Raw genomic sequence first — 26,679 nt, 5'->3', positions numbered from 1 at the left:
GCTTATGTTCGTAATAGAACTTTTAAGATGTTTAGTTATTCACAAAATGCAAGAAGTAATAGAAACACAACAAGATACTATGCCATACCTTTCATGGTCAGCAAAGTAGTGACCCAAACGATTACAGAAGATAAAAAGATACCAATGGTATTAGCAAGAAAGGCTTTTTTTCTTTCAATTTTAAAAAGATAACTCGCAATACTACCCGCATATACTCCTGTACCAGGAACAGGTAACATTACAAAAAATATAAGCCCGTAAAAACCATATTTTTTTATTTGATCACCTGAGCCGGTTTTTGCCCTACGCGCAATGAAAAGCGCACCTTTTTTGTAAAAATGCCAACGAAGTAAGTATGTGTTGATGGTATGTAAGAAAAACATCATGATTGGAAATACCAAAACATTTGCTAAAAAGCACACTATTAACACCAAGTAAATGTTAACTCCATTTAGTAAACCATAGGGTATACCCACCTTAGCTTCCCCTAGTGGTGAGATGCTCCAAAGTGCTGCTATGATCAAATCTTTCAATAAAGTCTATTTTAAGCGACTGCAAAATTACGCCCTTATAGAAAAATTCTTTGCCATTTAAATCATAAATAATGATGATATGCGAATTATCAAGACCAACAGCTTAAATATTTTAGTAACAACGGCATTTAAAATTATTACCTACTTTTTTATATGAAATACGTATGACCATATTCAATTATAAAATTACTATTTTTAAAAGATTACAAGAACTATCAATACCACACCAAAAACATGAGCGAAAAAAACTCTAGAAGATCGTTTATAAAACGCGCTTCACTTACCTCAGCTGCCATAAGCACAAGTCCTTTTTTATTGGCAGCTTCTAGCAAAGAACATTTAATATTAAGTAGAAGCTACACCCATCAAGAGTTTAGCGCGAACGATCAAATAAATATTGCTTTGATCGGCACAGGAATTCAGGGAATATTCGACACACAAGCTGCCCTGAAAGTTAATGGAGTGCAATTGGTCGCAGCATGCGATTTATATACGGGAAGGCTTGAAAGAGCAAAAGAACTTTGGGGACAAAATATTTTCGTGACTAGAGATTATAGAGAAATATTAAATCGTAATGATATTGATGCCGTAATTATTGCAACACCAGATCATTGGCATCAAACTATAGCAGTTGCTGCACTTAATGCTGGCAAGCATGTATATTGCGAAAAACCGATGGTGCAAAATTTCAATGAAGGTCAAGAAATAATAAAAGCTCAAAAAAACTCAGGTAAAATATGCCAAGTTGGTAGCCAAGGAATGTCATCACTTGGCAATGAGAAAGCAAAGCAACTTTATGAAGAAGGTGCTATTGGGGATATTGTGATGTTAGACATGTATAACGACAGATATTCTGCCGAAGGTGCGTGGCAATATCCTATACCGCCAGATGCAAACACGAATACCGTTGATTTCGATACCTTTTTAGGCAATGCACCCAAGGTACCTTTCGAACCAAAACGGTTTTTTAGGTGGAGAAACTACCAAGATTATGGTACCGGTGTTGCCGGAGATTTATTCGTTCACGCATTTTCTACTTTAAACTATGTCATAAGTTCCCATGGACCAAATAGAGCTTTAGCCACTGGTGGACTGCGTTATTGGAAAGACGGTAGAGATGTACCCGATGTATCTATAACTTTATATGACTATCCTAAAACCGAAACTCATGCACCTTTTAATGCAGCTTTCCGAATAAACTTTATCGCAGGCAGTGGTGGTGGTGGTGGTTTTAAACTTATAGGCACTGAAGGTGAAATGGAAATAGGGCAAAACTCGGTCACCGTAAACCGTTCAAAATTAAGCATGACCCCAAGTGGATATTCGTTAATATCGTTTACTGAGGAAATGCAACAAAAAATCAAAAACGAATATGCAGCTAAAAATTTAGAACCTAGAAGTTCTAGTCTGTCAACTGGCACAACCACTTGGGAAGCACCTGGTAATTACAAAGGAGCTCATTACGACCACTTCAATAATTTCTTTACAAGCATAAGAAGTAATGGCAAAGTAATACAAGACCCAAAATTTGGACTTAGAGCAGCCGGAGCAGCGCTTTTGGCCAACGAAAGTTATTCTAGAAAACAACCCGTTAATTGGAACCCTATAGAAATGAAATTAATGTAAATTAATCTTCTATTACTTCAGTGAATTGAATGTGGCGTTCCACATTCTCTTCAATTGAAATAAAAGATTCTATACCACGTATACCTGTAATGCTAAGAATTTCATCTTGATATACTTGTTTATAGTGAAAGCTATCTCTTGCATGCATCTTTATGAAAATATCGTATTTGCCTGTTACGTGGTGTATCTTTACCACCTCTTCAATTTCATTTAATTTTTTCATGACCTTCTTAAAAAGGTTAATCTCACTTAAAAATATTCCTAAAAAAATAGTCATTTTCCAACCCATTTTAGCGTAATCTAAACTAAGGGTTGCACCGGTTATTAAACCCATCTCCCTCATTTTTCGCATTCGCATATGTACCGTTCCTGGAGAAATAATCAATTTTTTGGCTACATCGGTATAAGGGGTTTGTGCATTTTCAGCCAGAATATTCAAAATATTAAAATCTACATGGTCTAATTTATTTCTCATTTGATCCGTTCGATTAAATTTTCACATTAATTAAAAATTGACTACTCATTAAACTATTATAAGCGTTTAACCCTTTTTAACAAATTTAATTTATAGTTATCTAATTGTAGATGATAATATGATAAATAAATTGCCGATAATTATTAAATTATTTATAATTCAATACCCATATTAACGAATGTGTAAAAAGCATTTTCACTTCAATTAATATCAAATCAATAGATTTTAATCATTAAAAAAAATAAAATTGATTAATAATCATTTTAAGCAATAAAACCTGTTTTTTATTCGAAAAATAACCACTTAATTACCTTAATTACAATATGTTATAATCTCAAGGTATTTTTATTATCCTTCAACAATCAATAATATTGTTTAAGTCTAATTATAATAAAATAGCATGCCAAATAGATGGATAATGGGTCTAAAACATTACCTCCAACCACATCTTGAGTATCCATTTAAAAAAAAACGTTTAGCTCGCATGTTATGTATTTAGAACCTTAAGGGAACTTATTAGATGATTCTGAACATACAATCCTAATAGAACATAGAATGAAAACAAAATTAAATAGAAGAGATTGGTTTAAAAAAGGCGTACTCACCGCTGCAGGTGTAATGGCCGCACCTTATTTAACCTATGGGGCTTTTCCTTCACATACCATTTCTTTGGATGTAAAAGGAAATATACCATATACCCCGTTTTTTAAAGAATATTTACCATATGCACCGTCCCAACCTCTAGAGCTTGCGGCAAAATTAAACGCAAACGAAAATCCGTATGGCCCATCGCCAATGGCAGTTGCAGCTATGCAAGAATATGCACCAAAAGGTAATCGTTACGCATGGAAAGAGCTATACCAGTTAATGGATAAGATTGCTGTTGAAGAGGGTGTGAAGCAAGAAAATATTATGATGGGACCAGGCTCATCGGATTTATTGGAGAAAACAGCAATGGTATTGTTTCAACAAGGAGGAAATATTGTTTCTGCAGATCCCGCTTATATGTCCCTAATTAAAGTTGCTGAAGCAACTGGTGCAACTTGGAAACCGATACCACTTAAAAAGGATTGGTCTCATGATTTAGCAGCCATGGAAGCTGTAGTTGATGATGATACAAAATTAGTGTACATCTGCAACCCCAACAACCCAACTGGGAGTATGACCGACCATGCAGAACTTTTAGATTTCTGTTCTCGCGTTTCTGAGAAAACTCCAATTTTTATTGATGAAGCCTATTTAGGTTTCTTAGAAGATAGTGCCAAAAAGAGTATGGTATCGTTAATCAATGAAGGTAAAAATGTAATCATTGCCCGTACGTTTTCTAAAATACAGGGTATGGCAGGTTTACGTGTAGGCTATGTAGTAGCACAGCAAGAAACCTTAGATATCATTCAAAAAATAACACGTGGTGGAATGGGTATTTCGCTTCCTTCCGTTTATGCCGCAATGGCCAGTTTGGAAGATATTGCCTTTAAGGATAAATCCAGAAAACTGAATAGAGAATGTAGAGAATACGTATATGAAAACCTTGACCGCTTAGGTTTTGAATATGTACCTTCTTCTACTAGCTTTATAATTTTCCCAATAGAAATGGACGGTAAATCTTTCTTAGAAAAAATGACCGCCAAAGGTGTTGGTGTACGAGCTTTTGAAATCTACGGAAAAAACTGGTGCCGTGTAAGCATGGGTACAATGGACGAAATGAAGTTGTTTACAGCTGCTCTTGAAAAAGTGCTAGTTTAATTTTGAATTAGTCCAGGAGTTGAGTGAAAGGATAATTGCCTTGATACAACAGTCTTAAGTTCAACTCCTTCGGGCTATTCATTTTTAAAGATCTCTGCTCAAACTAAATCTCTCGGAAGATGAATTTTGTTTTACAAAAAACACTGGAATTAATATTAATGATTGGCCTTGGATTGCTTTTACAAAAGAAAATAGCCTCGCAAGATTTAAAAGGAGTTAAGGTTTTAATTTTAAGCGTGGCCTTACCTGCCACTATTTTCGTTGCTCTCTTAAAAATAGAGCTTAATGGCACATTGTTAGTATTTCCTTTAGTCGCTTTGACATTTAATTTGTTAATGTTATTAGCTACAAAATATTTTCTTACAGCTTCATTACATAAAGAAGAGAAAAGTAAAAAGAGAACGTTAATGATGTTATTACCATCGACGGCACCAGGCTTATCCTGTTTTCCATTTATAGTAGCTTACTTAGGCGACGATACTTTGGCTTTGGCGGCATTAGCAGATATAGGAAACAAAATTTTTGTACTTATACTTTTATATATGCTAGCCATGCATTGGTATCGCAAAAATGCAATAATTGAGAAGCCAGTATCCTCTAAAAGCAAATTAAAAGGTCTTTTCATTTCATTGGTTAACGAACCTATTAATATGGTCATTCTAGTAGGTTTGTTTATGTTAGGTTTCGGATTAAACCTTTCTTCATTACCTGCCTTTTTTCAAAATAGCGCATTAAGCATAAAAGACTTAATGACGCCTTTAGTATTGTTATTTATTGGAATGGCCGTTAGAATAAATTCAGGTGAATTTAAATTGATTCTATCCATGTTGTTCCGCAGAATGGGACTTGCCTTTTTACTAAGTGGTCTATTTACATTCGCAATCTCCGCCTTAACACCGGCAATGATTTTACTTTTAGTCGTATTCCCACAAAGTGCTTGTAGCTTTTGGCCGTTCGCACATATGAATGCCATTCAGTCTATGGATGAAAAAGACGCACAGCCGAATCCGACCTTCGATGTTAATTTCGGATTAAATATACTCGCATGTTCTTTGCCTTTTTCAACTCTATTAATTATCGGTATTTTCTCTTTTAGCGAATTCTTCATCGATCCATTAACACTACTGGGTTTAGGAGCATCGATTCTAGCTATTTCTTTTGCCCCAGATATCTTGAAATCTAAAAGTTTTATGATGGAGAGAGAACGCAAAATTGCAAAAGTAACTGCTAAAAAAAAATCTCGTATGACAATTACAGAAGGTAAGTACGAATCTAGTGAGAGCAAAAAAATGAATGAAGCTAAAGCGATTTAAGCCATTATATTCTAATAAGCTTCTTTCATCCAATTATACGGTTTTCTATTCATCCAAAGACCTCGTGTAAAATCTGGGAAATCTTGAGGTTCACCATTATTTGCTATAGATACCTCAGAAAGTGGTGTAACAGCACTCCAAGCTGCAGCATCGTAAGCATCTAATGGTGGAGCGATATTTTCTTTCGCAGATTCAATAAATGAATTCATTACAAAAAAGTCCATTCCCCCATGACCGGCATCTAAAGCATATTCGCCATACTTTTTCCAAAGTGGATGGTCAAATTTTTCTAACCATGGCTGTGCTTCACTCCAAGTGTGAGGTTCAGATTCTCCTTCTACATAAATTCTACTTCCGTCCACTTCCCAAAGGCCATTAGCACCTTGAACCCTAAACCCTAAAGAGTAAGGTCTGGGCAAATTACAATCGTGGGTAATAATAATAGTTTCGCCATTAGCTGTGTTTATGGTAGAGGTAATGACATCGCCTTGCTTAAATTTTACTTTTGCATTTGGGTGAGTTTCACCACCTTCTTTTACAATATAATTATGTAAACCTATACCTTTTGTAGCATGAGAAGTCATTGATAAAAATCGATTTCCCCTATTAACATCTGCCATTACAGCAATAGGACCTAGACCATGAGTTGGGTATACATCTGCATTTCGTTTCACTGAATGTTCAGTTCGCCATTTAGACTCAGAAATACCTTTCTCCCCAAATTCAACTCCTTTACCATAGGCCGTTTTTCCATCATTAAACTTAACATGTCTTAAATCATGTTGATAGCCACATCTAAAATGAACTAGCTCACCAAAAACATTTTGTTTCACCATGTTGAGCACGGCCAAAATATCTCTACGATAGTTTACATTTTCTAATATCATCATATGGGTACCACTACGCTCATGAGTATTGACCAAATCCCAACATTCTTCTAAGGTATTTGAAGCTGATACTTCTACCCCAGCATATTTTCCTGCTTCCATAGCATCTACCGTCATGCGGGTATGCCAAAGCCATGGTGTCGCTATTACTACGGCATCAACATCTGCCAAGGCCAAAAGATTTTTATAATCCATATCATTAGAGCCGAATACTTTTGGAGCTTTTCCTTTTGCTTCTGCAATATGCTTTTTAGCAATAGCTATACGTTCTTGGTCAACGTCGCAAATCGCAGTAACGTTCACATCTTTCCTCAACAATAGGTTTTGCAGATGGTTGGTTCCTCTTAGTCCGACTCCAATCAATCCAACATTCAATTTATCTGTAGCGCTAAAAGTATTTCGGGCGAACCCTGGCACTGCTACTATTCCCATACTTGCAATTGATGCATTCCTAATAAAATTTCTTCTAGAGCTCATATTCATCAAATTATAAGCTTTGAATTTATAAAAACTACTTGACTAATATTAACTAATCATCAATTTTAATCGTGATACATCTAATTTGACAGATAATTTATCATAGCATTTCATACTTTTGACTTTTTAAACACAAAAATCATGACTTTACTTTTAATGGCTGCTGGTAGCGGTAGTAGATATGGAAAACTTAAACAATTCGATGATTTGGGCCCAAACGGTGAATTTTTAATGGAATTCGCTATTTATGATGCCATACAGAACAATTTTGAGCAAATTGTAGTTATCACGAAAAAAGAAAATGTTTCCTTTTTAGAAGAGCACCTTTCAAAAAGATTACCAAAAACTATAAAACTAGATGTTCTTGCACAAGAACTTACTGATCTACCTGACGGAGTTACATTCACAGGTGAGCGTAAAAAACCATGGGGTACAGCTCATGCCGTTTGGACAGCAAGAAATGTTATCGATGGTCCGTTTGTAGTCATTAATGCTGATGATTTTTATGGTCAATCAGCTTATAAGAGAGCTGCTGATTTTATGAAATCGGATGATAACGCATATGCCCTATTAGGATATACTTTAAAAGACACATTATCAGAACATGGCTCTGTTTCTAGAGGTGTATGTGAAGTTGAAGGTGATAATCTGGTTTCTGTTCAAGAACGACTTAAACTAATTCAAAAAGAAGATAAAATTGTTGATGAAGATACAAATTTAGATTTCACAGGAGATGAGCAGGCTAGTATGAACTTTTGGGTTTGCAGACCTTCCATTTTCGATAAGATTGAATCTGAATTCAGATTATTTTTAAATGATGATGAACGTATTGCAAACAGTGAGCTTTATATCCCATTGATGATACAAGAGATGCTACAAGCAAACGAGATAGAAGTAAAATGCATACCTTCTGGTGGAGATTGGTTCGGCGTAACTTATGCAAGTGATAAAGAAAAAGCAATGAATAGCCTAAAGGAAAAATCTAACTCAGGAAAATACCCTGCTCCTATTTGGAGTTAATTTTCTTGGAATATTTATAAAAACCTCATTAGAACAAATGTTCTAATGAGGTTTTCTTTTGGTTTAGAATGAGATAAACTAAAAAGAGTCCAATCTTTATGAGATTGGACTCTTTTACGAGAACACTATATGAAAATGAAAAAAATTTAATTCGTTTTTTATTACACTGTAAACTTACGAGGAAGGTTAACTATTAAAAACAAATTGATGTCAACCGCTCATATTATGTGGTGAGATGGGCTATTTTTGTTGTAAACTAAATTCGTAGCTATGAAAATTCGAATAAAAGGCGATTCCATTCGGTTTAGATTGACCCAAACAGAGGTTAAAGCGCTTTCAGAAAATGGGAAGATTTATGATAGCACTAATTTTGGTAATCAAGAATTCAATTACGGAGTTGTTCTAAAAAAGGATATTAACAACCTGAATATCAGTTTTAATAATAACAGTATTACTTTAGAAATGCCAGACACAACTGGAAAATCTTGGTATGCAAACAACATCATCACGTTTGACAATGTCCTGAAAACATCTAAGGAAAATGAATTATACTTACTTCTAGAAAAAGATTTCACTTGTCTAGATAATACTATCGAAGACCAATCGGACAATTATCCAAACCCCAAATTAGGTTAGGTTTTCATCTTAGCAACTAAGGTCTTGTTTTAAAAGGAACACTTTTTAACAGAAACAAACCTAAAGTTTACCATTACAATTCCTAAGTTTAAGTTATGAAGTCTAATACGAATCGAAAAGTATCTTTTAGAGGGTCAGAAGATTTTCTTGAAATTGAAATAAAGGAACCTGTTACACATGCAGCAGGCTATTTAGGCGTACGAGAAGCGTTAAAACATACTTTTAAGGAAATGGGCGTTCTCCGTTCTATGCGAACTTTACTGAGCATGAACCAAAAAGATGGTTTCGATTGCCCTAGTTGTGCATGGCCAGACCCTGAACATCCTTCACCTGTGGCAGAATACTGTGAAAATGGAGCAAAAGCATTGGGTGATGAAGCAACTACAAGTCATATTGGTGCAGATTTTTTTCAAAAAAACTCGGTTGAAGAACTATCTCAATTAACAGATTTTAAACTTAACAAATTTGGACGTTTGGTAGAACCGATGGTGCTTAAACCTGGCAGCGTTCATTACGAACCTATTTCGTGGGATGAATCTTTTGAATTAATTGCATCGGAATTAAAGAAATTAAACAATCCTGATGAGGCGATTTTCTATACCTCTGGTAGATCAAGTAATGAAGCTGCGTTTTTATATGGAATGTTCGCCCGTGCATTAGGAACCAATAATTTACCAGATTGCTCAAATATGTGCCATGAAAGTAGTGGTGTAGCACTAGGTGAAACATTAGGTATCGGTAAAGGTTCAACGACATTGGAAGATCTTTACGAAGCCGAAGTAATACTAATTGCAGGTCAAAACCCGGGCACGAACCATCCCAGAATGCTTTCTGCTTTAGAAAAATGCAAACAGAATGGTGGTAAAGTCATTAGCATAAATCCACTTGAGGAATCAGGATTAGTGAATTTTAAAAATCCTCAAAATATAAAAGGTTGGATTGGCGGTGGTGAGGACATGGCAGATATACATCTACCTGTAAACATCAATCAAGATATTCCATTAATAAAATTGATATTAAAAAAACTAGCAGTCTTAGATAAAGAACATAAAAATGTATTTGATCATGATTTTATTCAAAAATATACCAACGGTTACGATACACTTATTTCCGATTTAGACACCTATTCATCTGAAGAGCTATTAAACCTGACCGGAGTACCTGAAGATAAAATAGATAAAACCGTTGCTCTTTTAGCCAACAAATCTAAAATCATTGTCTGTTGGGCCATGGGGCTTACCCAACATAAAAATGGAGTCGAAAACATTCGTGAATTTGTAAATCTTCTTTTATTAAAAGGTGCTATCGGCAAACGGAATGCAGGAACATGCCCTGTTCGCGGTCACAGTAACGTGCAAGGCGACCGAAGTGTTGGCATTCAGCATTTCGTTGACAAAGAAATGAACGGACGTATTAAAAAATATTTAGGCTTTACCCCACCAGATCATGAAGGAGTGGATGTTGTAGGATCAATGAAAGCCATGTATGAAGGAAAGGCCAAAATTTTCATGTGCCTTGGCGGTAATTTTGTAATGGCTGCCTCAGATACGGAATACACCGCCAAGGGTATACAAAACTGTGACCTTACAGTACAAATTAGCACCAAGTTGAACCGAACACATTTAATTACCGGTAAAACTGCATTGATTCTGCCAACGATAGGCAGGTCAGAAAAAGATATTAAAAACGGTATGCCCCGTCACTTCACTGTTGAAAATAGCATGGGAAGGGTAAAAAAATCTAAAGGTATTTTAAAGCCTGCTTCAAACACTGTCATGAGTGAACCAGAAATTATCGCCAATATAGGTCATGCTTTCTTTGGCGATAACCACTCTATGAACTGGAAATCTTTAGGTGATGACTACGAACTAATTAGAACACAAATAGACCAAGTAGCAAAAGGGTTTTATAAAACTAAAGAACGCTCAGAAGGTGCAGGGTACTACTTACCAAATAATGTACGTGATTTAGATTTTAGCATGCTACCTAATGGAAAAGCTCAGATATCTATCAACAAGTTACCACTTCACGAATTGGCAAAAGATGAATACATGTTAATGACCATACGTTCTCATGACCAGTTCAACACCACTATTTACGGATTAGATGATCGCTATCGTGGAGTATATAATGCCAGAAGGGTGATTTTTATGAATCTTAATGATATGAAAGCTGTAGGCCTCAAAAAATTAGATATTGTTGATATTACAAGTACTTATGATTCTACCGTAAGAGTTGCACATAATTTCAAAGTAGTACCATATAATATACCATCGGGTAATTTGGCTTCTTACTTTCCTGAAACAAACGTTTTGGTACCCTATAATCACTTTGCAGATCGCAGTAAAACTCCAATAAGTAAATCAATAAAGGTAAGATTGGTAAAGAAATAGTTATCTAAAACACTTTATTTTCGGTTGTTACATACATACTCATTTTAAACCATAAAGCATAAAAAAAGCCGATGAAAACATCGGCTTTTTTATATCATAAACATGCACACATCTTACTAGAGCTACTCAAAGATAGATTGAGATTTATGCTATGGCTACTAAAGTAAAATGCTATTTTATTGAAATGCTGGCATACCTGTAATATCAGCACCGGTAATCAACAAATGTATATCATGAGTACCCTCATAAGTTATGACACTTTCTAAATTCATCATATGCCGCATAATGCTATATTCACCCGTTATACCCATACCGCCTAAAACCTGTCTTGCTTCACGCGCTATATTTATAGCCATTTCAACATTGTTTCTTTTTGCCATTGAAATTTGCGCTGTTGTTGCTTTTCCCTGATTTTTCAGTTGACCTAAACGAAAAGCTAGTAATTGAGCTTTGGTGATTTCGGTAATCATTTCGGCTAATTTCTTTTGTTGTAATTGTGTTGCAGCAATTGGCTTCCCAAATTGAATTCGCTCTTTTGCATATCTCAATGCAGTATCATAACAATCCATTGCAGCCCCAATAGCACCCCATGCGATTCCAAATCTAGCAGAATCCAAACATCCTAAAGGTGCTCCTAAACCTGACTTATTCGGCAATAAATTCTCTTTAGGTACTTTTACATTATCAAAAATCAATTCACCTGTAGCCGAAGCCCTTAATGACCATTTATTATGTGTTTCTGGTGTTGTAAAGCCTTCCATACCGCGTTCCACGATAAGACCATGTATACGACCTTCTTCATTCTTTGCCCACACCACTGCAATATCACAGAATGGAGAATTTGATATCCACAATTTGGCTCCGTTCAAAAGATAATGGTCACCCATATCTTTGTATTTGGTTTCCATACCGCTTGGGTTAGAACCATGGTTAGGCTCTGTTAATCCGAATGACCCCATCCACTCCCCAGTTGCCAATTTCGGTAAATATTTTTTTCGTTGCTCCTCGGTACCGTATGTAAATATTGGGTACATGACCAAAGAAGATTGAACCGATGCTGTTGACCGCACTCCACTATCTCCTCTTTCAATTTCTTGCATGATGAGTCCGTAGCTGATTTGATCTAACCCTGCACCACCATATTCCTCAGGAATATATGGACCGAAGGCACCAATTTCTGCAAGACCACCAATAATCTGTTTTGGAAATTCTGCCTTTTGTGCATATTCCTCAATTATAGGTGACACATCTCTTTTCACCCATTGGCGCGCTGCATCACGTACCAATAAATGTTCTTCAGAAAATAAATCATCTAAATTATAATAGTCTGGTGCTTCAAATAAATCAGGTCTCATAACATTGCTTTTATCAAAGATAATTAAAGAAATATAACATTATGCAACCGTATAGTTACATTTTTAAATAAAAATCTTTTGTTAGATTAATGTAGTCCATTGTATAAACATGTCGCTCTATTTCAATTATTAAATCTAGCACTTCACATGTTTTTTCTTTCTTAGTAAATTCTAATAAAACCCTTTTTACTTCGGCAGCAGGGTTTCCTTTTACATGCATACAACGACTTGGAAATAATTGATGTGATGCTGCCATTCGTATAAAATCATCTTTTTCCTTAAAAGGTATTATCGTACTAAAGATTCCATGTTCAGAAACTAATACTGAAACCCCTACTAATAGTTCTTCGAACGGAAGAAAATCATTTTGCCTAGCCTGGTCTCTTTGCAAATCACCTGAGGTAACACTTTCGGTATAAAAAGGAGGATTGCAAACAATTAAATCATATAAATCTTCAATTTCTTCAATGAACTCATCTAAACCGGCATGGTAGCAATAAAGTCGATCGCCCCAGGGTGATATTTCAAAATTATCTACACATTGCTCATACGCTTCTGGATCAATCTCGATTGCATCAACTACCTCAGCTGAACTTCGCTGTGCCAACATTAATGCAACTACACCGGTACCCGCACCAATATCCAATATAGATTCAGCATTACTGATATCAGTCCAAGAGCCAAGTAAAACCCCGTCAGTACCAATCTTCATTGCACACCGATCTTGATTGATTTCAAATTGTTTAAATCGAAAAGGCCCGCTCATTAAAACTCCATTTAAAATTGGTTACTAATTTACGGTCGCTACTCATTCAAATTATTCAAGATTCTACTTTTTGCTTCGTTCAGATAACTTCTGCCAATTGTATATCGTATTCCGCCAATTTCAACACTATTACCTTCTACTACACTGACCTTATCGACTGCTATGGTGTAAGACCTATGAATTCGTATAAAATTATCGCCAGACAACTCATCAGTAAAGCTACTTAAGGTTCTATGAATAATATATTTTGCCGTGGGAGTGATTATTCTGATGTAGTCTTTAAGACTTTCAATGACCATTATTTCACAAAGAAATATCTTCTGCAATTTCTTTTTATCAACCTTTACAAAAATAGAAGGCTTTTCATCTTTGTCGTTTGCCACCTTATTAGCCCCCTGTTTCAAACCAATAACTCTATCTACAGACTTAAAAAATCTTGGTAGAGAAATAGGTTTAACCAAATAATCTATTGCTTCAAGCTCAAAACTCTTTAGTGCATGCTCTTCATGAGCAGTAGTCATTATCACAAATGGCTTTTTGTGAAGCGTGCTTAAAAATTCTAAACCATCGAGATAGGGCATGTTGATATCCAAAAACATGATATCGACAGAGTTGTCCCTTAAAAAAGTAGAGGCATCCATAGCATTAGAAAATATACCTTCTAATTGCAACTCTTTTACTCTGAGAATGTAGTTTCTAATTACATTAACCGCCAATGGTTCATCATCTACAACAATCACTTTCAAAATCATATTACCTTAAGTTTTAAAATAACATTAAACATTTGATTTTCTTCGAAAATAGATAGCTCATAATCGCTTTTAGCATACCCAAGTTCTAAACGTTTTTTCACATTAGAAAGTCCAATACCACCCGACTCTACAGGATACTTAAATTCTTTATGGGAATTAGGTATTGTATTTGACACCTTAAAATTCATAAAACCATCAACGACTTGCAAATCGATATCTATTTTCATTTTACCAACATTCTTACTTGCACCATGTTTAAAACAGTTTTCCACTAAAGGAATCAATAACATAGGGGCAATTTTACAATTGTCTAGATTTCCTGAAATATTCATTTTTATCTTTAAATTATCATCAAATCTAATACGCTCCAAATCTATATAATTCTTAATACAATTTATCTCACTGGTCAAATCTTGTCTTTGTTTCTTGGTTGCATATAGCAAATACCGCATTAGTTCCGATAATTTAAGAATAACCTCAGGAGCTTGATCTGACTTATCTAAAGTAAGAGAGTATATATTATTTAGTGTATTAAAGAAAAAATGCGGCGATACCTGAGACCTTAAAAAACGTAACTCAGTTTTTAGTTGCCGTTTTTCTAAATCGTGTAGCTTGCTACTTTCGCGCAACCAATCTATTGTCAATTTTATAGCCGTGAAAAATGAAGTTACATAAACTTCACCGATCATAGTCTGTACAGCATAATCCAATGTTAGACTACTAACCCTTTCTGGGCTTTCCGGCATTACATCGGTACTCACTAAATAGTAGGTTAGATTAAATTTAGCCAACAGCATAATAAAAAGTGACAAGAGAAAATAAATAACATAATGAAAGTACTTTTTCGTGTAAATGAATTTAGGCATTAGGTAATACACATTTACATACGCCAATAGCATATGAATAGGAAAACCAATTAAGTTGGTTTTTAAGGAAAGCATGAAGTCATTATGAATACTACTCCAACGTAACGTATTGAATACGAAATAGACTGACCAAAATAAGACGTGGTGACCTATTTTTTTCCAATTACCATCTTGTAAATAAGTGTTTTGAAGAAAGTTAACTATTCTAATATCCATATATTCTAAGTAATACTACCTTTATCTAATTTGTATTCAATTAACGTAAATCTTTAGTTGATACTATTTATCATAACAAAAGCAAATATTTTAATACATTGATGCAAAAAGATTATATGATAAAGAATAATGAAAGCATAGAAATTATCATAACAATTTAATAGATTATAAATTTATGGTTTTAAAAGATAATCTATAGCCTTATTGACCCTCAGAACCTGGAGCTCTATTCTCTAGACCCTCTATTTCCTGTAAAGAATCTCCCAATCTTGTACGCATGCCATTAGCTAGTTTTTGAATCTTTGCGACTACCTTTGGGTTACTCGTTGCCACATTTGTTGTTTCACTTTCATCTGAGTCTAGATCATACAATTCAATGTATTGTAAATCAACCATTTTGTAGTCACCAGGCAAGCCATCCTTCCCAGGTTCTTGACCGTCCATAGTTCTATATGTGTGCGGAAAATATAACTTCCACTTTCCATAACGCACTGCGAATAACTCATTAACTCGATAGTAAAAAAAATAAGCCTCTTGCGGACTTTCAGTTGTTTTACCGGTCAATAAACTCCACCCGCTTTTGCCATCAATTATTTCCTCAGGCAATTTAGAATTTGTTACCTCTGCGAGGGATGGCAAAATATCTATAGCCATTAGTGGCGCATCAATGACTATCCCTCTTTCAATCTCTTTCGGATACTTTATAATAAAAGGTTCTCGTTGTCCACCTTCCCATGCGGTTCCTTTACCTTCCCTAAATGGCAATGCACTACCTGAATGATTACCGTATGCCAACCAAGGTCCATTATCCGAAGTAAAGATTATTATCGTGTTCTCGGTCAAACCATTTTTTTCTACGGACTTTATTATTTCACCAACCGACCAATCTAGCTCCATAATTACATCACCATAAAGACCTCTATTCGACTTTCCTTTAAACTTATCGGAAACAAAAAGAGGAACATGGGGCTGAGGGTGCGGAACATAAAGAAAAAACGGATTGTCTTTATTCCGTTCAATAAAATCAACACTGTGCTGGGTAATCAATGTTGTTAAGTTTGTCTGATCTGTAAGGGTGTCGATTACCTTTTCATTTTCATATAATGGTAATGGACCAAAATCAAAAACAGGGCCTTGCTGAGGATGTAATGGCCACATATCGTTCGAATAGGGTATTCCGAAATATTCGTCAAAACCTTGCTTAGTAGGCATAAACTTCTCCGCATCACCTAAATGCCACTTACCAAATATTGCTGTAGCATAACCCTTTTTTTTCAACATTTCTGCAAGGGTAGTCTCTTTCGGGTTGAGTCCAACCTTGCTATTTGGCATTAATGCATTGTGAATACCTATGCGATTGGGATAACAACCGGTAAGAATAGCCGCTCTTGAAGCAGAGCAAACCGCTTGAGCAGCGTAAAAATTTGTGAGTTTTGCTCCATCTTTAGCCATTTGGTCAAGATTGGGCGTCGAAATATCTTCCGCCCCAAATACACCCACATCATTGTAACCCTGATCATCGGTAAAAATTAATATAATATTCGGTGATGAAAAATGTTGCTTTATAGATTCTTGACTTTTACTATTTTGACAAAAAAATAGGGTTAGAAATAGGATATAAATAACTTTTGAACTCATAAAATGTGATTCTATTGAACAAATATGCAGATTCTACTTCATATACTAATGAATCAATGTAAAATTTCATAATTTCAAGATTAGAAATTCATCTCAATCACGATTACTTCATTAGCATCTTCTATGAAATATACATTGTTTTTAAGTCTTATTATCGCTTCTCATTTGCTTTTTAGTTGTAAACGGGAAAATACTACTCCCAAACCAGTAGATGTTGTTATTAACTCCATGTCAGATTCACTTCCAATGTTAACCCTTCCAGAAGATGCAGACCCAAAAGGTGAAGATTGGGCAGGAATTGACCTTGAACCGAAATCTCCAGTACTTCCACTTTATCCAGAAGAACAGGCTGCCAAGTTTTTATTGCCAGAAGGGTATCATATAGAACCCATTCTAACAGAGCCCCAAATTGAACAACCAGGCGCCATTTCTTTTGATGGAAACGGTAGAATGTATGTATTAGAACTAAGAACCTATATGTTATCAGCAGATTCTGATGGTACTTTAGACCCAAAAAGCAGAATCTCCAGATGGGAAGATAAAGACAATGATGGCATCTATGAAACAGGAACCGTATTTGTTGATAGTTTAATTTTTCCGCGGTTTGTATTACCATACGGTAAGGATTGTATTTTAACTATGGAATCAGACACCGACAATGTATATAAATATACAGATACCACTGGAGATGGTAAAGCCGATAAAAAAGAGTTTTTCACCAATAAATATGGCAGGTCTGGCAATGTGGAGCATCAACAGGCATTCATGTATTATGGAATGGATAATTGGCTCTACAGTACGGTAAATGCATTTAGAGTTAAAGAAACACCAAATGGCGTAATAAGGGAAAAAACAGGATATAACCGAGCACAATGGGGTGTTACGCATGATGATGATGGAAAGTTATGGTTTCAAGGTGGCGCTAGTGGTGTTCCATCTCATTTTCAATTTCCCATTCATTATGGCAATTACACGATAGAAAATGAACTTGAAGAAGGATTCAAAATACCCTATGGTGCCGCAGTTAAAATTGCAGACATGCAAGGAGGTATGGATCAAATAAGAGAGGCAGATGGATCATTGAACAGTGTCACCGGTTCAGCAGGCAACGATGTTTACCGTGGTGACCGGCTACCAGCCGATCTATATGGCCAGTATTTCTATGGCGAGCCTGTTGCGAGAATCGTAAGACAAATTAATCCTGTCGTATCTGAAGGTTTAACCACATTACACAATGCCTTTCAAGAAGAACAATCAGAATTTCTTCGTTCTACCGATCCTTTATTCAGACCGGTAGACATGACCACCGCTCCCGATGGCACATTATATATTACCGATATGTATCATGGTATTATTCAAGAAGGGCAGTGGGCACAAAAAGGCACCTATCTAAGAACCAAAATAGAACAATACCAATTGGACAAAGTTATAGGACTAGGTAGAATATGGCGTATTACCCATGAAAGTAAAGAACGTGACAAGACCCAACCCAAAATGTTCGATAAAACTCCAGTTGAATTGATCAAGTACCTGGAACACCCGAATGGTTGGTGGCGAGATAAAGCCCAACAATTAATTGTTCTTTCACGTGATCAAAGTACGGTGCCAGAGCTACGAAAGGTAGCATTGTCAAATAAAAATCAATTAGCTAGAGCCCATGCAATTTGGTGTCTAGAGGGACTTGGAGCACTACAAACAGACCAATTGGAAACACTATTTAAAGATTCTAATCCTAAAATAAGAATACAAGCAATCCGCGCCAGCGAAACATTTTATAAATCTGGGAATAAAAGTCTGGCAACATCCTATTTAAAATTATTGGAGGATGACAACATAGATGTAGCCCTACAAGCCATGTTGACCGTAAAATTTCTAGAGATACCAGATTATCAAAAAGCACTATCCAAGATTATAAAAACCAATCAAGCAAAAGGAATACAAACGGTGGGCACTCAAATATTAACCCCTATAAAACAAGAAAATCGTTGGAATCGAAATGAAATTCTTTTAAGCGATGTTCAACAAGAAAGTTTAGAAAAAGGCAGAATTATATTCAATGAACTTTGTGTACAATGCCACGGTAACGATGGCACAGGAACTCCTTTAGGAAATGGAACCATAATGGCACCACCTTTATCTGGATCAATACGTGTACAAGAACATCCAGAATATATCATTAAAACCATTCTACATGGTCTAGAAGGACCCTTAGATGGCAAAACCTATCCAGCTGGCATTATGGTAGGAAATAAAGAACAATCTGATGAATGGGTAGCTGCAATCGCCTCTTATATTAGAAATAACCTATCTAACGAAGCTTCAATGGTAACGAGCGAATATGTTGCCGAAGTAAGAGCGAAAACAGTTGACCAACAAGGAACATATAGATATCCTGAATTGATACACTCTGTACCGACTTCATTACCATTACAACCCGATTGGAAGATTACGGCAAGTCATACGGCGCCTAATCGAATTGGAGGAACCGCTTCCCCAAAAAGTGCATTTAATTTTGAAGGATGGACTACAGGTGAAAATCAAAAGGAAGGAATGTGGTTTCAAATTGAATTTCCAAATGCTATAGCACTTACGGGCTTACAATACAATTCACAACCCATTTCAAGGGGCTGGAGAGAAGGGTCACCACCGCCATTACAAACATTTGCAAATTCTTATGAAATATCGACTTCACAGGATGGAGAAAATTGGGTTGTACTGGATAAAGGTGAAGGTACAGATCAAGATTTTAAATTAGATTTCAATCCGGTTTTGACAAAATTCCTGAAATTTAAATTGACTTCTACGGTAAAAGATGAGAATGAAATACCGTGGCGTATAAGACAGTTAAAATTATATGCTCTAACCACCAAAAACGAACTATCTAAATAAACGAATTTCAATTTTTTACGTTACAAAAACCTATCATCATGAAAACAAAAAAATCAATTCAACAACGAAGGTCTTTTCTTAAAAAATCAACAGCACTAATTGCCGGTACTACCCTATTAGGCCCTTCAGTTTTTGGAGCATCTGGTTTTATGAGTTTCACACCACAACTTAATTCTAAGATAAACGGCGTTCAACTAGGTGTTATCACCTACTCTTTTAGAAGTATGCCAGACCAAAGCGCAGAAGCTACATTGCAGTATATTTTAGATAGCGGAATAAATGCAGTAGAACTTATGGGCGACCCTGCAGAACAATATGCAGGAAAACCAGAAAATCCGGTAGATAGAAGATCTTTTTATGGTCTAATGAGACGTAAAAGGAACAGCGAACTGAATGATGAGGAGGAAAAGACATTTATGGGAATGCAGGCAAAATTAGAAGAATATAATAAGACCGTCGCTAACTGGCGTGCAACCGTCTCGATGAACAAGTTTATCGCGCTTCGTAAAATGTATAATGATGCCGGTGTTAGCATTTATGCTTTTAAGCCAAATGCCTTTGGAAAGGACAATACTGACGAAGAAATCAATTGGGGTATGAAAACAGCTAAAGCTTTAGGTGCTAGCCACGTAACTTTAGAACACCCTAGTGATGACGCACACACGTTGAAATTGGGTCAAATGGCTGAAAAACATGATGTTTTTGTAGCATACCATGGTCATGAACAGCAAACTCCAACCTTTTGGGATACAGCTTTGGAGCAATCTAGCCACAATGCTTTAAATCTAGATTTAGGCCATTTTGTAGCTGCAGGAAACGAAGCGCCTTTAGAAGTTGTAAGGGAAAAACATAGCCATATCAAGAGTATGCATATAAAAGATAGGCAAACTCCTGAACATGATAAAGGCAATGTACTATGGGGAACCGGTGACACGCCTATTGTTGAAGTCCTAAAATTAATGAGAGACAATAAATATGCATTTCCGGCAACTATTGAATTAGAATATGATATTCCAGAAGGATCCGATGCGGTACAAGAGGTTAAAAAATGTCTAACCTATGCTAAAAAAGCTTTAGAAAGTTAAGAAAGATACAAATCCACCAAACCTTCAGGTGTTTTAACGAAAACCGTATTGTTTTCACGATCTATCTTAGTGACAATATCATCGTTAATAGGAATCAACAATTGTTTGTCCTCTTTTTGTATTTCGAACAAAGCTTGTGCAGTAGTATCGTTTACACTTTCTATGAAGCCAATATTACCATGCACAGAATCTATAACCGTGAACCCTATTACCTCATGATAATAAAATTTATTCCCTGTTAGTTCTGGTAATTTTGTTAATGGTAGATAGAGACCAGCTTTCATAATGCGATCTGCATCAGATTCTGATTTTACTTCTTCAAAATCTATACGAAGTAGATTAGATTTATGAAGGCGACATCTTTTAATAAAAAATGGAACCAGATTGTTTCCTAAAGAAACGAATACTGATTCCATGTTTTCGTATATCTCGGGGTCATCGGTATCTAGTTTTACTAGCACCTCACCTTTGAAACTATATTTTGAAACGATATTACCTAGGTAGAAACAATCTTCCTTTTGCATCGTTTCTTATAAATTATGCTTTATCTTCTTCAGCAGCAGGAGCTTCTGGAGTTGCATCTGCAGCTTCAACAACTTGTTCTGGCTCACCAGCAGCTTCAACAGCTTCTACCTCAGCTTCAGCGCTTTCGCCTTCTGGAACTTCAGGAAGTAATGCAGCGGCAGCTTCAGCGGCACGCTTATCGTTTACTTCTTTCTCTGCTTTTAATGCAGCAGCTCTAGCGTCAGCTTTAACTTTATCTAAACCACCTACTTTATCAGCGATAGCTTGTTCTTTTTCAGAAACCCAGGTATTGAATTTTTCTTCAGCTTGCTCTTCTGTTAAAGCACCTTTGCGAACACCACCTAATAAATGATGCTTTAAAAGTACACCTCTATAAGAAAGAATAGCTTTTGCAGTATCTGTCGGTTGTGCACCGTTTTGCAACCATTTTACCGAACTATCAATATCAAGTTCAATTGTTGCAGGGTTTGTATTAGGATTGTAGATACCTAATTTCTCTAAGAATTTACCATCTCTTTTAGCTCTTGCATCTGCAGCAACTACCCAATAGAATGGTTTTCCTTTTTTACCGTGTCTTTGTAATCTAATTTTTACTGGCATATCACATTAATTTGTAGGGTGCCCGACCCTTGATTATTAATTCTTTTATTTAACTTACTCTTAAGCGGGTGCAAATATACCTGATTTTAATTAATACACAATCAAGATTTACAGTTTTTTGAATAGCAATCAACTTCATTATTTAAATCCAGTAAATAAATGAGAGGAATCGCTCATTTATCGAACATAAACTAGCACTTCTTATCATTTGCTTAATTTCATCAATAAGCTTTATAAACTCTGGTATACATTAAAAAAATAAAACCATAGTCATAGAATCGATTTCTTTAGTTAATAACTCCTAGTAACTCCCCTTTCCCGACACCTTACTTTTTAGTAATTTTATAGGCACTTTTTAGGCTACTGAACTGGCCGTATTGAACTCTCATAATATTCGCTATGTACCTCATCTTTGATACCGAAACCACCGGTCTTCCTAAAAATTGGAATGCTCCTTTTACTGACACGGACAATTGGCCACGTTGCATACAGATTGCTTGGCAATTGCATGATGACATGGGTAAGCTAATAGAGCATCAAGATTATTTAGTGAAACCAGACGGGTACACCATTCCTTTTGATGCAGAACAAATTCACGGTATCTCGACCGAGTTGGCAGAACAAAAAGGTATTCCGTTAGCAGAAGTATTGGAGAAGTTCAATATCGCAATGTCCAAAACTAAATTTATTGTTGGGCAGAATGTAAAGTTCGACCTCAACATTATGGGTGCAGAATTTCATCGGTTGAGTGTTGAAAATCCATTACAAGAACTTCCTGTTTTAGATACCTGTACAGAATATACAGCCAAATTGTGTCAAATACCTGGTGGTCGTGGCGGTAAATTCAAATTGCCGACCCTTACAGAATTACATCAGTATTTATTCGGTGAGCCTTTTGGGGAAGCGCACAATGCAACGGCAGATGTTGAGGCTACAACCCGGTGTTTTTTGGAATTGGTCAGAAAACAACAATACACTACCGAGCAATTAGATGTTCAACATGATTATTTCAAAAATTTCTCGGAAGCTAATCCGAAGGAAATTGAACTCATCGGCCTTAAGCATATCAACCTTAAAAAAGCTTCTAAGAAAATTGCGGATGCCCTTTGGGCGAAAGATACTGGTGGTGTCTCTAAAGAAGAGTTAAAAGAAAATATAAAGACCTTAGAAGATGCGACCTTTACCCATCTTCATAACCACTCACAGTTTTCGGTATTACAATCTACCATTGCCGTAAAAGATTTAGTAAAAGCCGCTGGTGATGCAGAAATGCCAGCTGTAGCCATTACGGATCACGCCAATATGATGGGCGCATTCCATTTCGTAAAGGAAATAGGCGCCTATAACAAATCTGTCCAGACCAAAAATGCAGAGGCAGTTGAAAAAGGTGAGGAACCTACGGCAAAAGAAGTAAAACCAATTATAGGTTGCGAATTCTTTGTCTGTGAAGATCACAAGAATAAAAGCGTTAAAGATTACGGATACCAAATAGTACTACTCGCCAAGAACAAAAAGGGATATCACAATTTGGCCAAGATGTCTTCTATCGCTTACACGGACGGATTTTACTATGTACCTCGTATCGATAAAAAAGTGATTCAACAATATAAAGAAGATATCATTGTATTGACCGGTAATTTATATGGCGAAGTACCCGGTAAAGTATTGAACGTTGGTGAACATCAAGCAGAAGAAGCACTTATATGGTGGAAACAGGAATTTGGTAACGACCTGTATATGGAATTGATGCGCCATGGCCAGGAAGATGAAGAAAGAGTCAATAAAGTATTACTTGAATTTGCCAAAAAACACGAGGTAAAACTGGTTGCGACGAACAACACCTATTATTGCGCCAAAGAAGATGCCAATGCACATGATGTTCTACTCTGCGTAAAAGACGGAGAAAAACAAGCTACACCAATTGGTCGTGGAAGAGGATACAGATACGGCTTACCGAATCAAGAGTACTATTTCAAGTCTCAAAATGAGATGAAAGATCTCTTTAAAGATCTGCCCGATGCTATTTTAAACATATCGGAAATTCTTGATAAGATCGAACCCTATGAATTGGCTCGTGATGTACTCTTACCCGTTTTTGATATCCCAGAAGAATACAAAGATCCTGAGGATACTTTAGACGGAGGTAATCGTGGTGAAAATGCATATTTAAGATATATCACTTATGAAGGTGCCAAGAAACGATATACTGAAATAACACCGGAAATAAGGGAACGTATCGATTTTGAATTGGATACGATTCGAAATTCAGGATATCCTGGATACTTTTTAATTACGGAAGATTTTATTCGTGAAGCACGAAATATGGATGTCTCCGTTGGTCCAGGTCGTGGTTCTGCAGCGGGATCTGTGGTTGCCTATTGCTTGACCATTACCAACATTGACCCCTTAAAGTACGATTTACTTTTTGAGCGTTTCTTGAATCCGGATCGTGTGTCCATGCCCGATATCGATATTGATTTTGATGACGAAGGCCGTAGCAGGGTTATGGACTACGTAATCAATAAATATGGCGCTAACCAAGTAGCGCAGATTATCACCTATGGTACCATGGCCGCTAAATCTTCTATTAGAGATACGGCGCGTGTACTTGATTTACCCTTGAGCGATTCCGATAGAATTGCCAAGTTGATTCCTACCATGTCCAAATTGAGCAAAATTTTTGGACAAAGTGAAGCAGATTTAAAGAAGAAATTTAGGGCCGATGATTTAGAAAAAATACATCAGCTTTTAAACATTCACGATGGTGATGACCTAGAAGGCCAGACCCTAAAAATGGCCAGAATTTTAGAAGGTTCTGTGCGTAATACCGGTATACATGCCTGTGGGGTAATTATTACCCCAAGTGATATTACCGATTTCGTACCCGTTGCCACGGCCAAAGATTCCGATTTATACGTAACCCAATTCGATAACTCCGTTGTTGAAAGCGCTGGCTTGCTGAAAATGGATTTCTTAGGATTAAAAACCTTGACCTTAATCAAGGATACCGTAAAAATTGTAAAGGCAAAACATGATATTGATTTGGTGCCCGATGATTTTCCGTTGGACGATGAAAAGACCTATGCACTTTTCCAACGAGGAGAAACGGTAGGGGTTTTTCAATATGAATCGCCCGGAATGCAAAAACACATGAAGGATTTAAAGCCTTCCGTTTTTGATGACCTTATTGCCATGAACGCCTTGTATCGCCCTGGCCCAATGGAATATATCCCCAGTTTCATTGCGCGTAAAAACGGAAGTGAAGAAATCGCATATGACCTTCCAGACATGGAAGAATATCTTAAGGAAACCTACGGGATAACCGTATATCAAGAGCAAGTGATGCTTTTGTCGCAAAAACTGGCAGGCTTCTCTAAAGGTGATGCCGATGTTTTACGTAAAGCGATGGGTAAAAAGATATTTGCCTTACTACAAAAATTAAAACCTCAGTTTTTAGATGGTGGAGAGAAAAAAGGACATCCGAGGGAAGTATTAGAAAAAATTTGGAAAGATTGGGAAGCTTTTGCTGCCTACGCCTTCAATAAAAGTCACTCTACCTGCTATGCATATATCGCTTATCAGACCGCCTATTTAAAGGCCCACTACCCTGCCGAATATATGGCAGCTGTATTGAGCAATAACATGAACGATATTAAGCAAGTAACATTCTTTATGGAGGAATGTAAGCGTATGGGCTTAGATGTTCTCGGGCCAGATGTTAATGAATCCTATTACAAATTTGCAGTAAACAAACAAGGAGCAGTTCGTTTTGGTATGGGTGCCGTAAAAGGTGTTGGGCGTTCAGCTGTAGAGACCATCGTTAAAAATCGTCAAGAAGATGGTTCTTTTAAATCGGTATTTGACCTTACCAAACGTATAGACCTTCGCGCAGCAAATAAAAAAGCATTTGAAAATTTAGCCGTTGCCGGTGGTTTCGATTCATTTGGCACCTCACATAGAGCACAATATTTTCACGATGAGGGAGATGGAATCACCTTCTTGGAAAAGGTTATCAAATACGGAGCCAAATTTCAAGAAAACGAAAACTCAGCTCAAGTAAGTTTATTTGGCGATGCAAGTGAAGTGCAGATTCCAGAACCAATGGTGCCACCTTGCGAAGAATGGGGAACGATGGAAAAATTGCGTAGGGAAAAAGAGGTAGTAGGCATCTACATTTCTGGCCATCCGTTAGATGATTTTAAAACGGAAATAAAGTCTTTCTGTAATGCCAATGTTGCCTGTGCTAACGATTTACCGAGTTATGTGAACAGAGAACTTACCTTTGCTGGCGTTATAACCGATGTTCAACATAGAGTCTCTAAAAATGGAAAAGGCTGGGCGGCATTTACCATGGAAGATTATACCGACTCTTTTGAATTTCGGATTTTTGGGGAAGAATATTTAAAATTTCGCCATTTTCTTATGATCAATTCTTTCGCTTATGTGAAGCTATTCGTTCGTGAGGGATGGACAAATAAAGAAACAGGCAAAAAAGGTGACCCAAGAATGCAATTCAACAGTTTTATGATGCTGCAAGAGGTTATGGAAACCTATGCACGAAAATTGACCATTAAATTAGACATCTCCGAATTACAGGAAAACAAAGTATTACAGCTAAAAGACACGCTTGTAAATCATAAAGGAGAGCATCCTATTAATTTTATCGTGTATGAGATGGAAGAAAAAATAAAGGTTAATTTATCGAGCAGAAGACAAAAAGTGCAAATATCAACTGAATTATTAAATCAACTTGAAGAGCAAAATGTACATTACAAATTGAATTAAATAAGCTCAATTTTAACAACTATACTTTACTCAGTCATTTTATCATTAACAACATAGTTTTATTAATACTAAGCAAATAACTATATTATGACTTAA

The 26,679-nt window shown here is 36.3% G+C and carries 19 protein-coding genes; 9 read left to right on the top strand and 10 right to left on the bottom strand.

What is annotated here, in order from left to right:
- Positions 1-77: 77 nt before the first annotated feature.
- Positions 78-533 carry a small multi-drug export protein gene (locus tag AACZ41_RS14745; RefSeq protein ID WP_339629327.1) on the bottom strand — a complete coding sequence of 152 codons (456 nt, stop codon included), beginning with the start codon at positions 531-533 and terminating at the stop codon, positions 78-80.
- Positions 534-767: 234 nt separating this feature from the next.
- On the opposite strand from AACZ41_RS14745, the gene AACZ41_RS14740 reads away from it, so the two are divergent.
- Positions 768-2,159, top strand: coding sequence for a Gfo/Idh/MocA family oxidoreductase (locus tag AACZ41_RS14740; protein WP_339629326.1), 1,392 nt, complete (start codon positions 768-770; stop codon positions 2,157-2,159).
- Between the two features lies 1 nt (position 2,160).
- Here AACZ41_RS14740 and AACZ41_RS14735 read toward each other — a convergent pair whose 3' ends face one another.
- Complete coding sequence (locus tag AACZ41_RS14735; RefSeq protein WP_335636915.1) at positions 2,161-2,634, bottom strand: Lrp/AsnC ligand binding domain-containing protein; 474 nt, start codon at positions 2,632-2,634, stop codon at positions 2,161-2,163.
- 555 nt (positions 2,635-3,189) lie between these two features.
- Between AACZ41_RS14735 and AACZ41_RS14730 the strand changes: the two genes are divergently transcribed.
- Positions 3,190-4,380, top strand: a complete 1,191-nt coding sequence (locus AACZ41_RS14730) for a histidinol-phosphate transaminase (RefSeq protein ID WP_339629325.1) — start codon at positions 3,190-3,192, stop codon at positions 4,378-4,380.
- A gap of 119 nt (positions 4,381-4,499) precedes the next feature.
- A complete protein-coding gene (locus AACZ41_RS14725; protein ID WP_339629324.1) occupies positions 4,500-5,693 on the top strand; it encodes a permease in 1,194 nt (397 codons plus the stop codon).
- 11 nt (positions 5,694-5,704) lie between these two features.
- Here AACZ41_RS14725 and AACZ41_RS14720 read toward each other — a convergent pair whose 3' ends face one another.
- Entirely contained in the window at positions 5,705-7,057 is a 1,353-nt protein-coding gene (locus AACZ41_RS14720; RefSeq protein WP_339629323.1) for a Gfo/Idh/MocA family oxidoreductase, read from the bottom strand.
- Positions 7,058-7,198: 141 nt separating this feature from the next.
- On the opposite strand from AACZ41_RS14720, the gene AACZ41_RS14715 reads away from it, so the two are divergent.
- The 3 genes from AACZ41_RS14715 (at position 7,199) to AACZ41_RS14705 (ending at position 11,106) form a co-directional block, all read left to right on the top strand.
- Positions 7,199-8,077 (top strand): sugar phosphate nucleotidyltransferase, encoded by an 879-nt coding sequence (locus AACZ41_RS14715; protein WP_339629321.1) that lies wholly within the window; start codon positions 7,199-7,201, stop codon positions 8,075-8,077.
- A gap of 270 nt (positions 8,078-8,347) precedes the next feature.
- Positions 8,348-8,713 carry a hypothetical protein gene (locus AACZ41_RS14710; RefSeq protein WP_339629319.1) on the top strand — a complete coding sequence of 122 codons (366 nt, stop codon included), beginning with the start codon at positions 8,348-8,350 and terminating at the stop codon, positions 8,711-8,713.
- A gap of 95 nt (positions 8,714-8,808) precedes the next feature.
- Positions 8,809-11,106 carry an FdhF/YdeP family oxidoreductase gene (locus AACZ41_RS14705; protein WP_339629318.1) on the top strand — a complete coding sequence of 766 codons (2,298 nt, stop codon included), beginning with the start codon at positions 8,809-8,811 and terminating at the stop codon, positions 11,104-11,106.
- A gap of 176 nt (positions 11,107-11,282) precedes the next feature.
- Here the strand turns inward: AACZ41_RS14705 and AACZ41_RS14700 are convergent, their stop codons facing one another.
- The 5 genes from AACZ41_RS14700 to AACZ41_RS14680 form a co-directional block, all read right to left on the bottom strand.
- Positions 11,283-12,461: an acyl-CoA dehydrogenase family protein gene (locus tag AACZ41_RS14700; RefSeq protein WP_339629317.1), complete on the bottom strand. Its 1,179-nt coding sequence runs from the start codon at positions 12,459-12,461 to the stop codon at positions 11,283-11,285.
- A gap of 55 nt (positions 12,462-12,516) precedes the next feature.
- Positions 12,517-13,227 carry a methyltransferase gene (locus tag AACZ41_RS14695; RefSeq protein WP_339629316.1) on the bottom strand — a complete coding sequence of 237 codons (711 nt, stop codon included), beginning with the start codon at positions 13,225-13,227 and terminating at the stop codon, positions 12,517-12,519.
- 38 nt (positions 13,228-13,265) lie between these two features.
- Positions 13,266-13,979 (bottom strand): LytTR family DNA-binding domain-containing protein, encoded by a 714-nt coding sequence (locus AACZ41_RS14690; RefSeq protein ID WP_339629315.1) that lies wholly within the window; start codon positions 13,977-13,979, stop codon positions 13,266-13,268.
- Positions 13,976-15,061 carry a histidine kinase gene (locus AACZ41_RS14685; RefSeq protein WP_339629313.1) on the bottom strand — a complete coding sequence of 362 codons (1,086 nt, stop codon included), beginning with the start codon at positions 15,059-15,061 and terminating at the stop codon, positions 13,976-13,978. Before AACZ41_RS14685 ends, AACZ41_RS14690 begins: the two co-directional genes overlap by 4 nt.
- A 201-nt stretch (positions 15,062-15,262) precedes the next feature.
- The gene (locus AACZ41_RS14680; protein WP_339629311.1) at positions 15,263-16,699 is read right to left on the bottom strand and encodes a sulfatase; all 1,437 of its coding nucleotides are present in this window, start codon (positions 16,697-16,699) and stop codon (positions 15,263-15,265) included.
- 123 nt (positions 16,700-16,822) lie between these two features.
- Here AACZ41_RS14680 and AACZ41_RS14675 point away from each other — a divergent pair, with 123 nt between their 5' ends.
- Both AACZ41_RS14675 and AACZ41_RS14670 read left to right on the top strand, forming a co-directional pair.
- Complete coding sequence (locus AACZ41_RS14675; RefSeq protein WP_339629310.1) at positions 16,823-19,588, top strand: discoidin domain-containing protein; 2,766 nt, start codon at positions 16,823-16,825, stop codon at positions 19,586-19,588.
- Positions 19,589-19,626: 38 nt separating this feature from the next.
- Positions 19,627-20,673 (top strand): sugar phosphate isomerase/epimerase, encoded by a 1,047-nt coding sequence (locus tag AACZ41_RS14670; protein ID WP_339629309.1) that lies wholly within the window; start codon positions 19,627-19,629, stop codon positions 20,671-20,673.
- Here the strand turns inward: AACZ41_RS14670 and rimM are convergent.
- Together rimM and AACZ41_RS14660 are read right to left on the bottom strand one after the other, a co-directional pair.
- Positions 20,670-21,197 carry a ribosome maturation factor RimM gene (gene rimM, locus AACZ41_RS14665; protein ID WP_339629308.1) on the bottom strand — a complete coding sequence of 176 codons (528 nt, stop codon included), beginning with the start codon at positions 21,195-21,197 and terminating at the stop codon, positions 20,670-20,672. The genes AACZ41_RS14670 and rimM overlap by 4 nt on opposite strands.
- Before the next feature lie 13 nt (positions 21,198-21,210).
- The gene (locus tag AACZ41_RS14660; RefSeq protein ID WP_339629306.1) at positions 21,211-21,798 is read right to left on the bottom strand and encodes a 30S ribosomal protein S16; all 588 of its coding nucleotides are present in this window, start codon (positions 21,796-21,798) and stop codon (positions 21,211-21,213) included.
- Between the two features lie 399 nt (positions 21,799-22,197).
- Between AACZ41_RS14660 and dnaE the strand changes: the two genes are divergently transcribed.
- Positions 22,198-26,583, top strand: coding sequence for a DNA polymerase III subunit alpha (dnaE, locus tag AACZ41_RS14655; RefSeq protein WP_339629304.1), 4,386 nt, complete (start codon positions 22,198-22,200; stop codon positions 26,581-26,583).
- Positions 26,584-26,679 lie beyond the last annotated feature (96 nt).

The sequence above is a fragment of the uncultured Maribacter sp. genome, from assembly GCF_963974015.1.
In the GTDB taxonomy this organism is placed as follows: Bacteria; Bacteroidota; Bacteroidia; order Flavobacteriales; family Flavobacteriaceae; genus Maribacter.
The sequence above is the reverse complement of the archived record's forward strand: the minus strand, read 5'-3'. Positions and strand labels throughout refer to the sequence as shown.

Excerpts from the sequence above, each read along its gene's own strand:
- AACZ41_RS14705 (WP_339629318.1), top strand. The coding sequence starts at position 8,809 with ATGAAGTCTAATACGAATCGAAAAGTATCTTTTAGAGGGTCAGAAGAT.
- AACZ41_RS14695 (WP_339629316.1), bottom strand. The coding sequence starts at position 13,227 with ATGAGCGGGCCTTTTCGATTTAAACAATTTGAAATCAATCAAGATCGG.
- AACZ41_RS14740 (WP_339629326.1), top strand. The coding sequence starts at position 768 with ATGAGCGAAAAAAACTCTAGAAGATCGTTTATAAAACGCGCTTCACTT.
- dnaE (WP_339629304.1), top strand. The coding sequence starts at position 22,198 with ATGTACCTCATCTTTGATACCGAAACCACCGGTCTTCCTAAAAATTGG.
- AACZ41_RS14690 (WP_339629315.1), bottom strand. The coding sequence starts at position 13,979 with ATGATTTTGAAAGTGATTGTTGTAGATGATGAACCATTGGCGGTTAAT.
- AACZ41_RS14675 (WP_339629310.1), top strand. The coding sequence starts at position 16,823 with ATGAAATATACATTGTTTTTAAGTCTTATTATCGCTTCTCATTTGCTT.
- AACZ41_RS14730 (WP_339629325.1), top strand. The coding sequence starts at position 3,190 with ATGAAAACAAAATTAAATAGAAGAGATTGGTTTAAAAAAGGCGTACTC.
- AACZ41_RS14710 (WP_339629319.1), top strand. The coding sequence starts at position 8,348 with ATGAAAATTCGAATAAAAGGCGATTCCATTCGGTTTAGATTGACCCAA.
- AACZ41_RS14700 (WP_339629317.1), bottom strand. The coding sequence starts at position 12,461 with ATGAGACCTGATTTATTTGAAGCACCAGACTATTATAATTTAGATGAT.
- AACZ41_RS14685 (WP_339629313.1), bottom strand. The coding sequence starts at position 15,061 with ATGGATATTAGAATAGTTAACTTTCTTCAAAACACTTATTTACAAGAT.
- AACZ41_RS14735 (WP_335636915.1), bottom strand. The coding sequence starts at position 2,634 with ATGAGAAATAAATTAGACCATGTAGATTTTAATATTTTGAATATTCTG.
- AACZ41_RS14670 (WP_339629309.1), top strand. The coding sequence starts at position 19,627 with ATGAAAACAAAAAAATCAATTCAACAACGAAGGTCTTTTCTTAAAAAA.
- AACZ41_RS14720 (WP_339629323.1), bottom strand. The coding sequence starts at position 7,057 with ATGAGCTCTAGAAGAAATTTTATTAGGAATGCATCAATTGCAAGTATG.
- AACZ41_RS14660 (WP_339629306.1), bottom strand. The coding sequence starts at position 21,798 with ATGCCAGTAAAAATTAGATTACAAAGACACGGTAAAAAAGGAAAACCA.
- AACZ41_RS14680 (WP_339629311.1), bottom strand. The coding sequence starts at position 16,699 with ATGAGTTCAAAAGTTATTTATATCCTATTTCTAACCCTATTTTTTTGT.
- AACZ41_RS14715 (WP_339629321.1), top strand. The coding sequence starts at position 7,199 with ATGACTTTACTTTTAATGGCTGCTGGTAGCGGTAGTAGATATGGAAAA.
- rimM (WP_339629308.1), bottom strand. The coding sequence starts at position 21,197 with ATGCAAAAGGAAGATTGTTTCTACCTAGGTAATATCGTTTCAAAATAT.
- AACZ41_RS14725 (WP_339629324.1), top strand. The coding sequence starts at position 4,500 with ATGAATTTTGTTTTACAAAAAACACTGGAATTAATATTAATGATTGGC.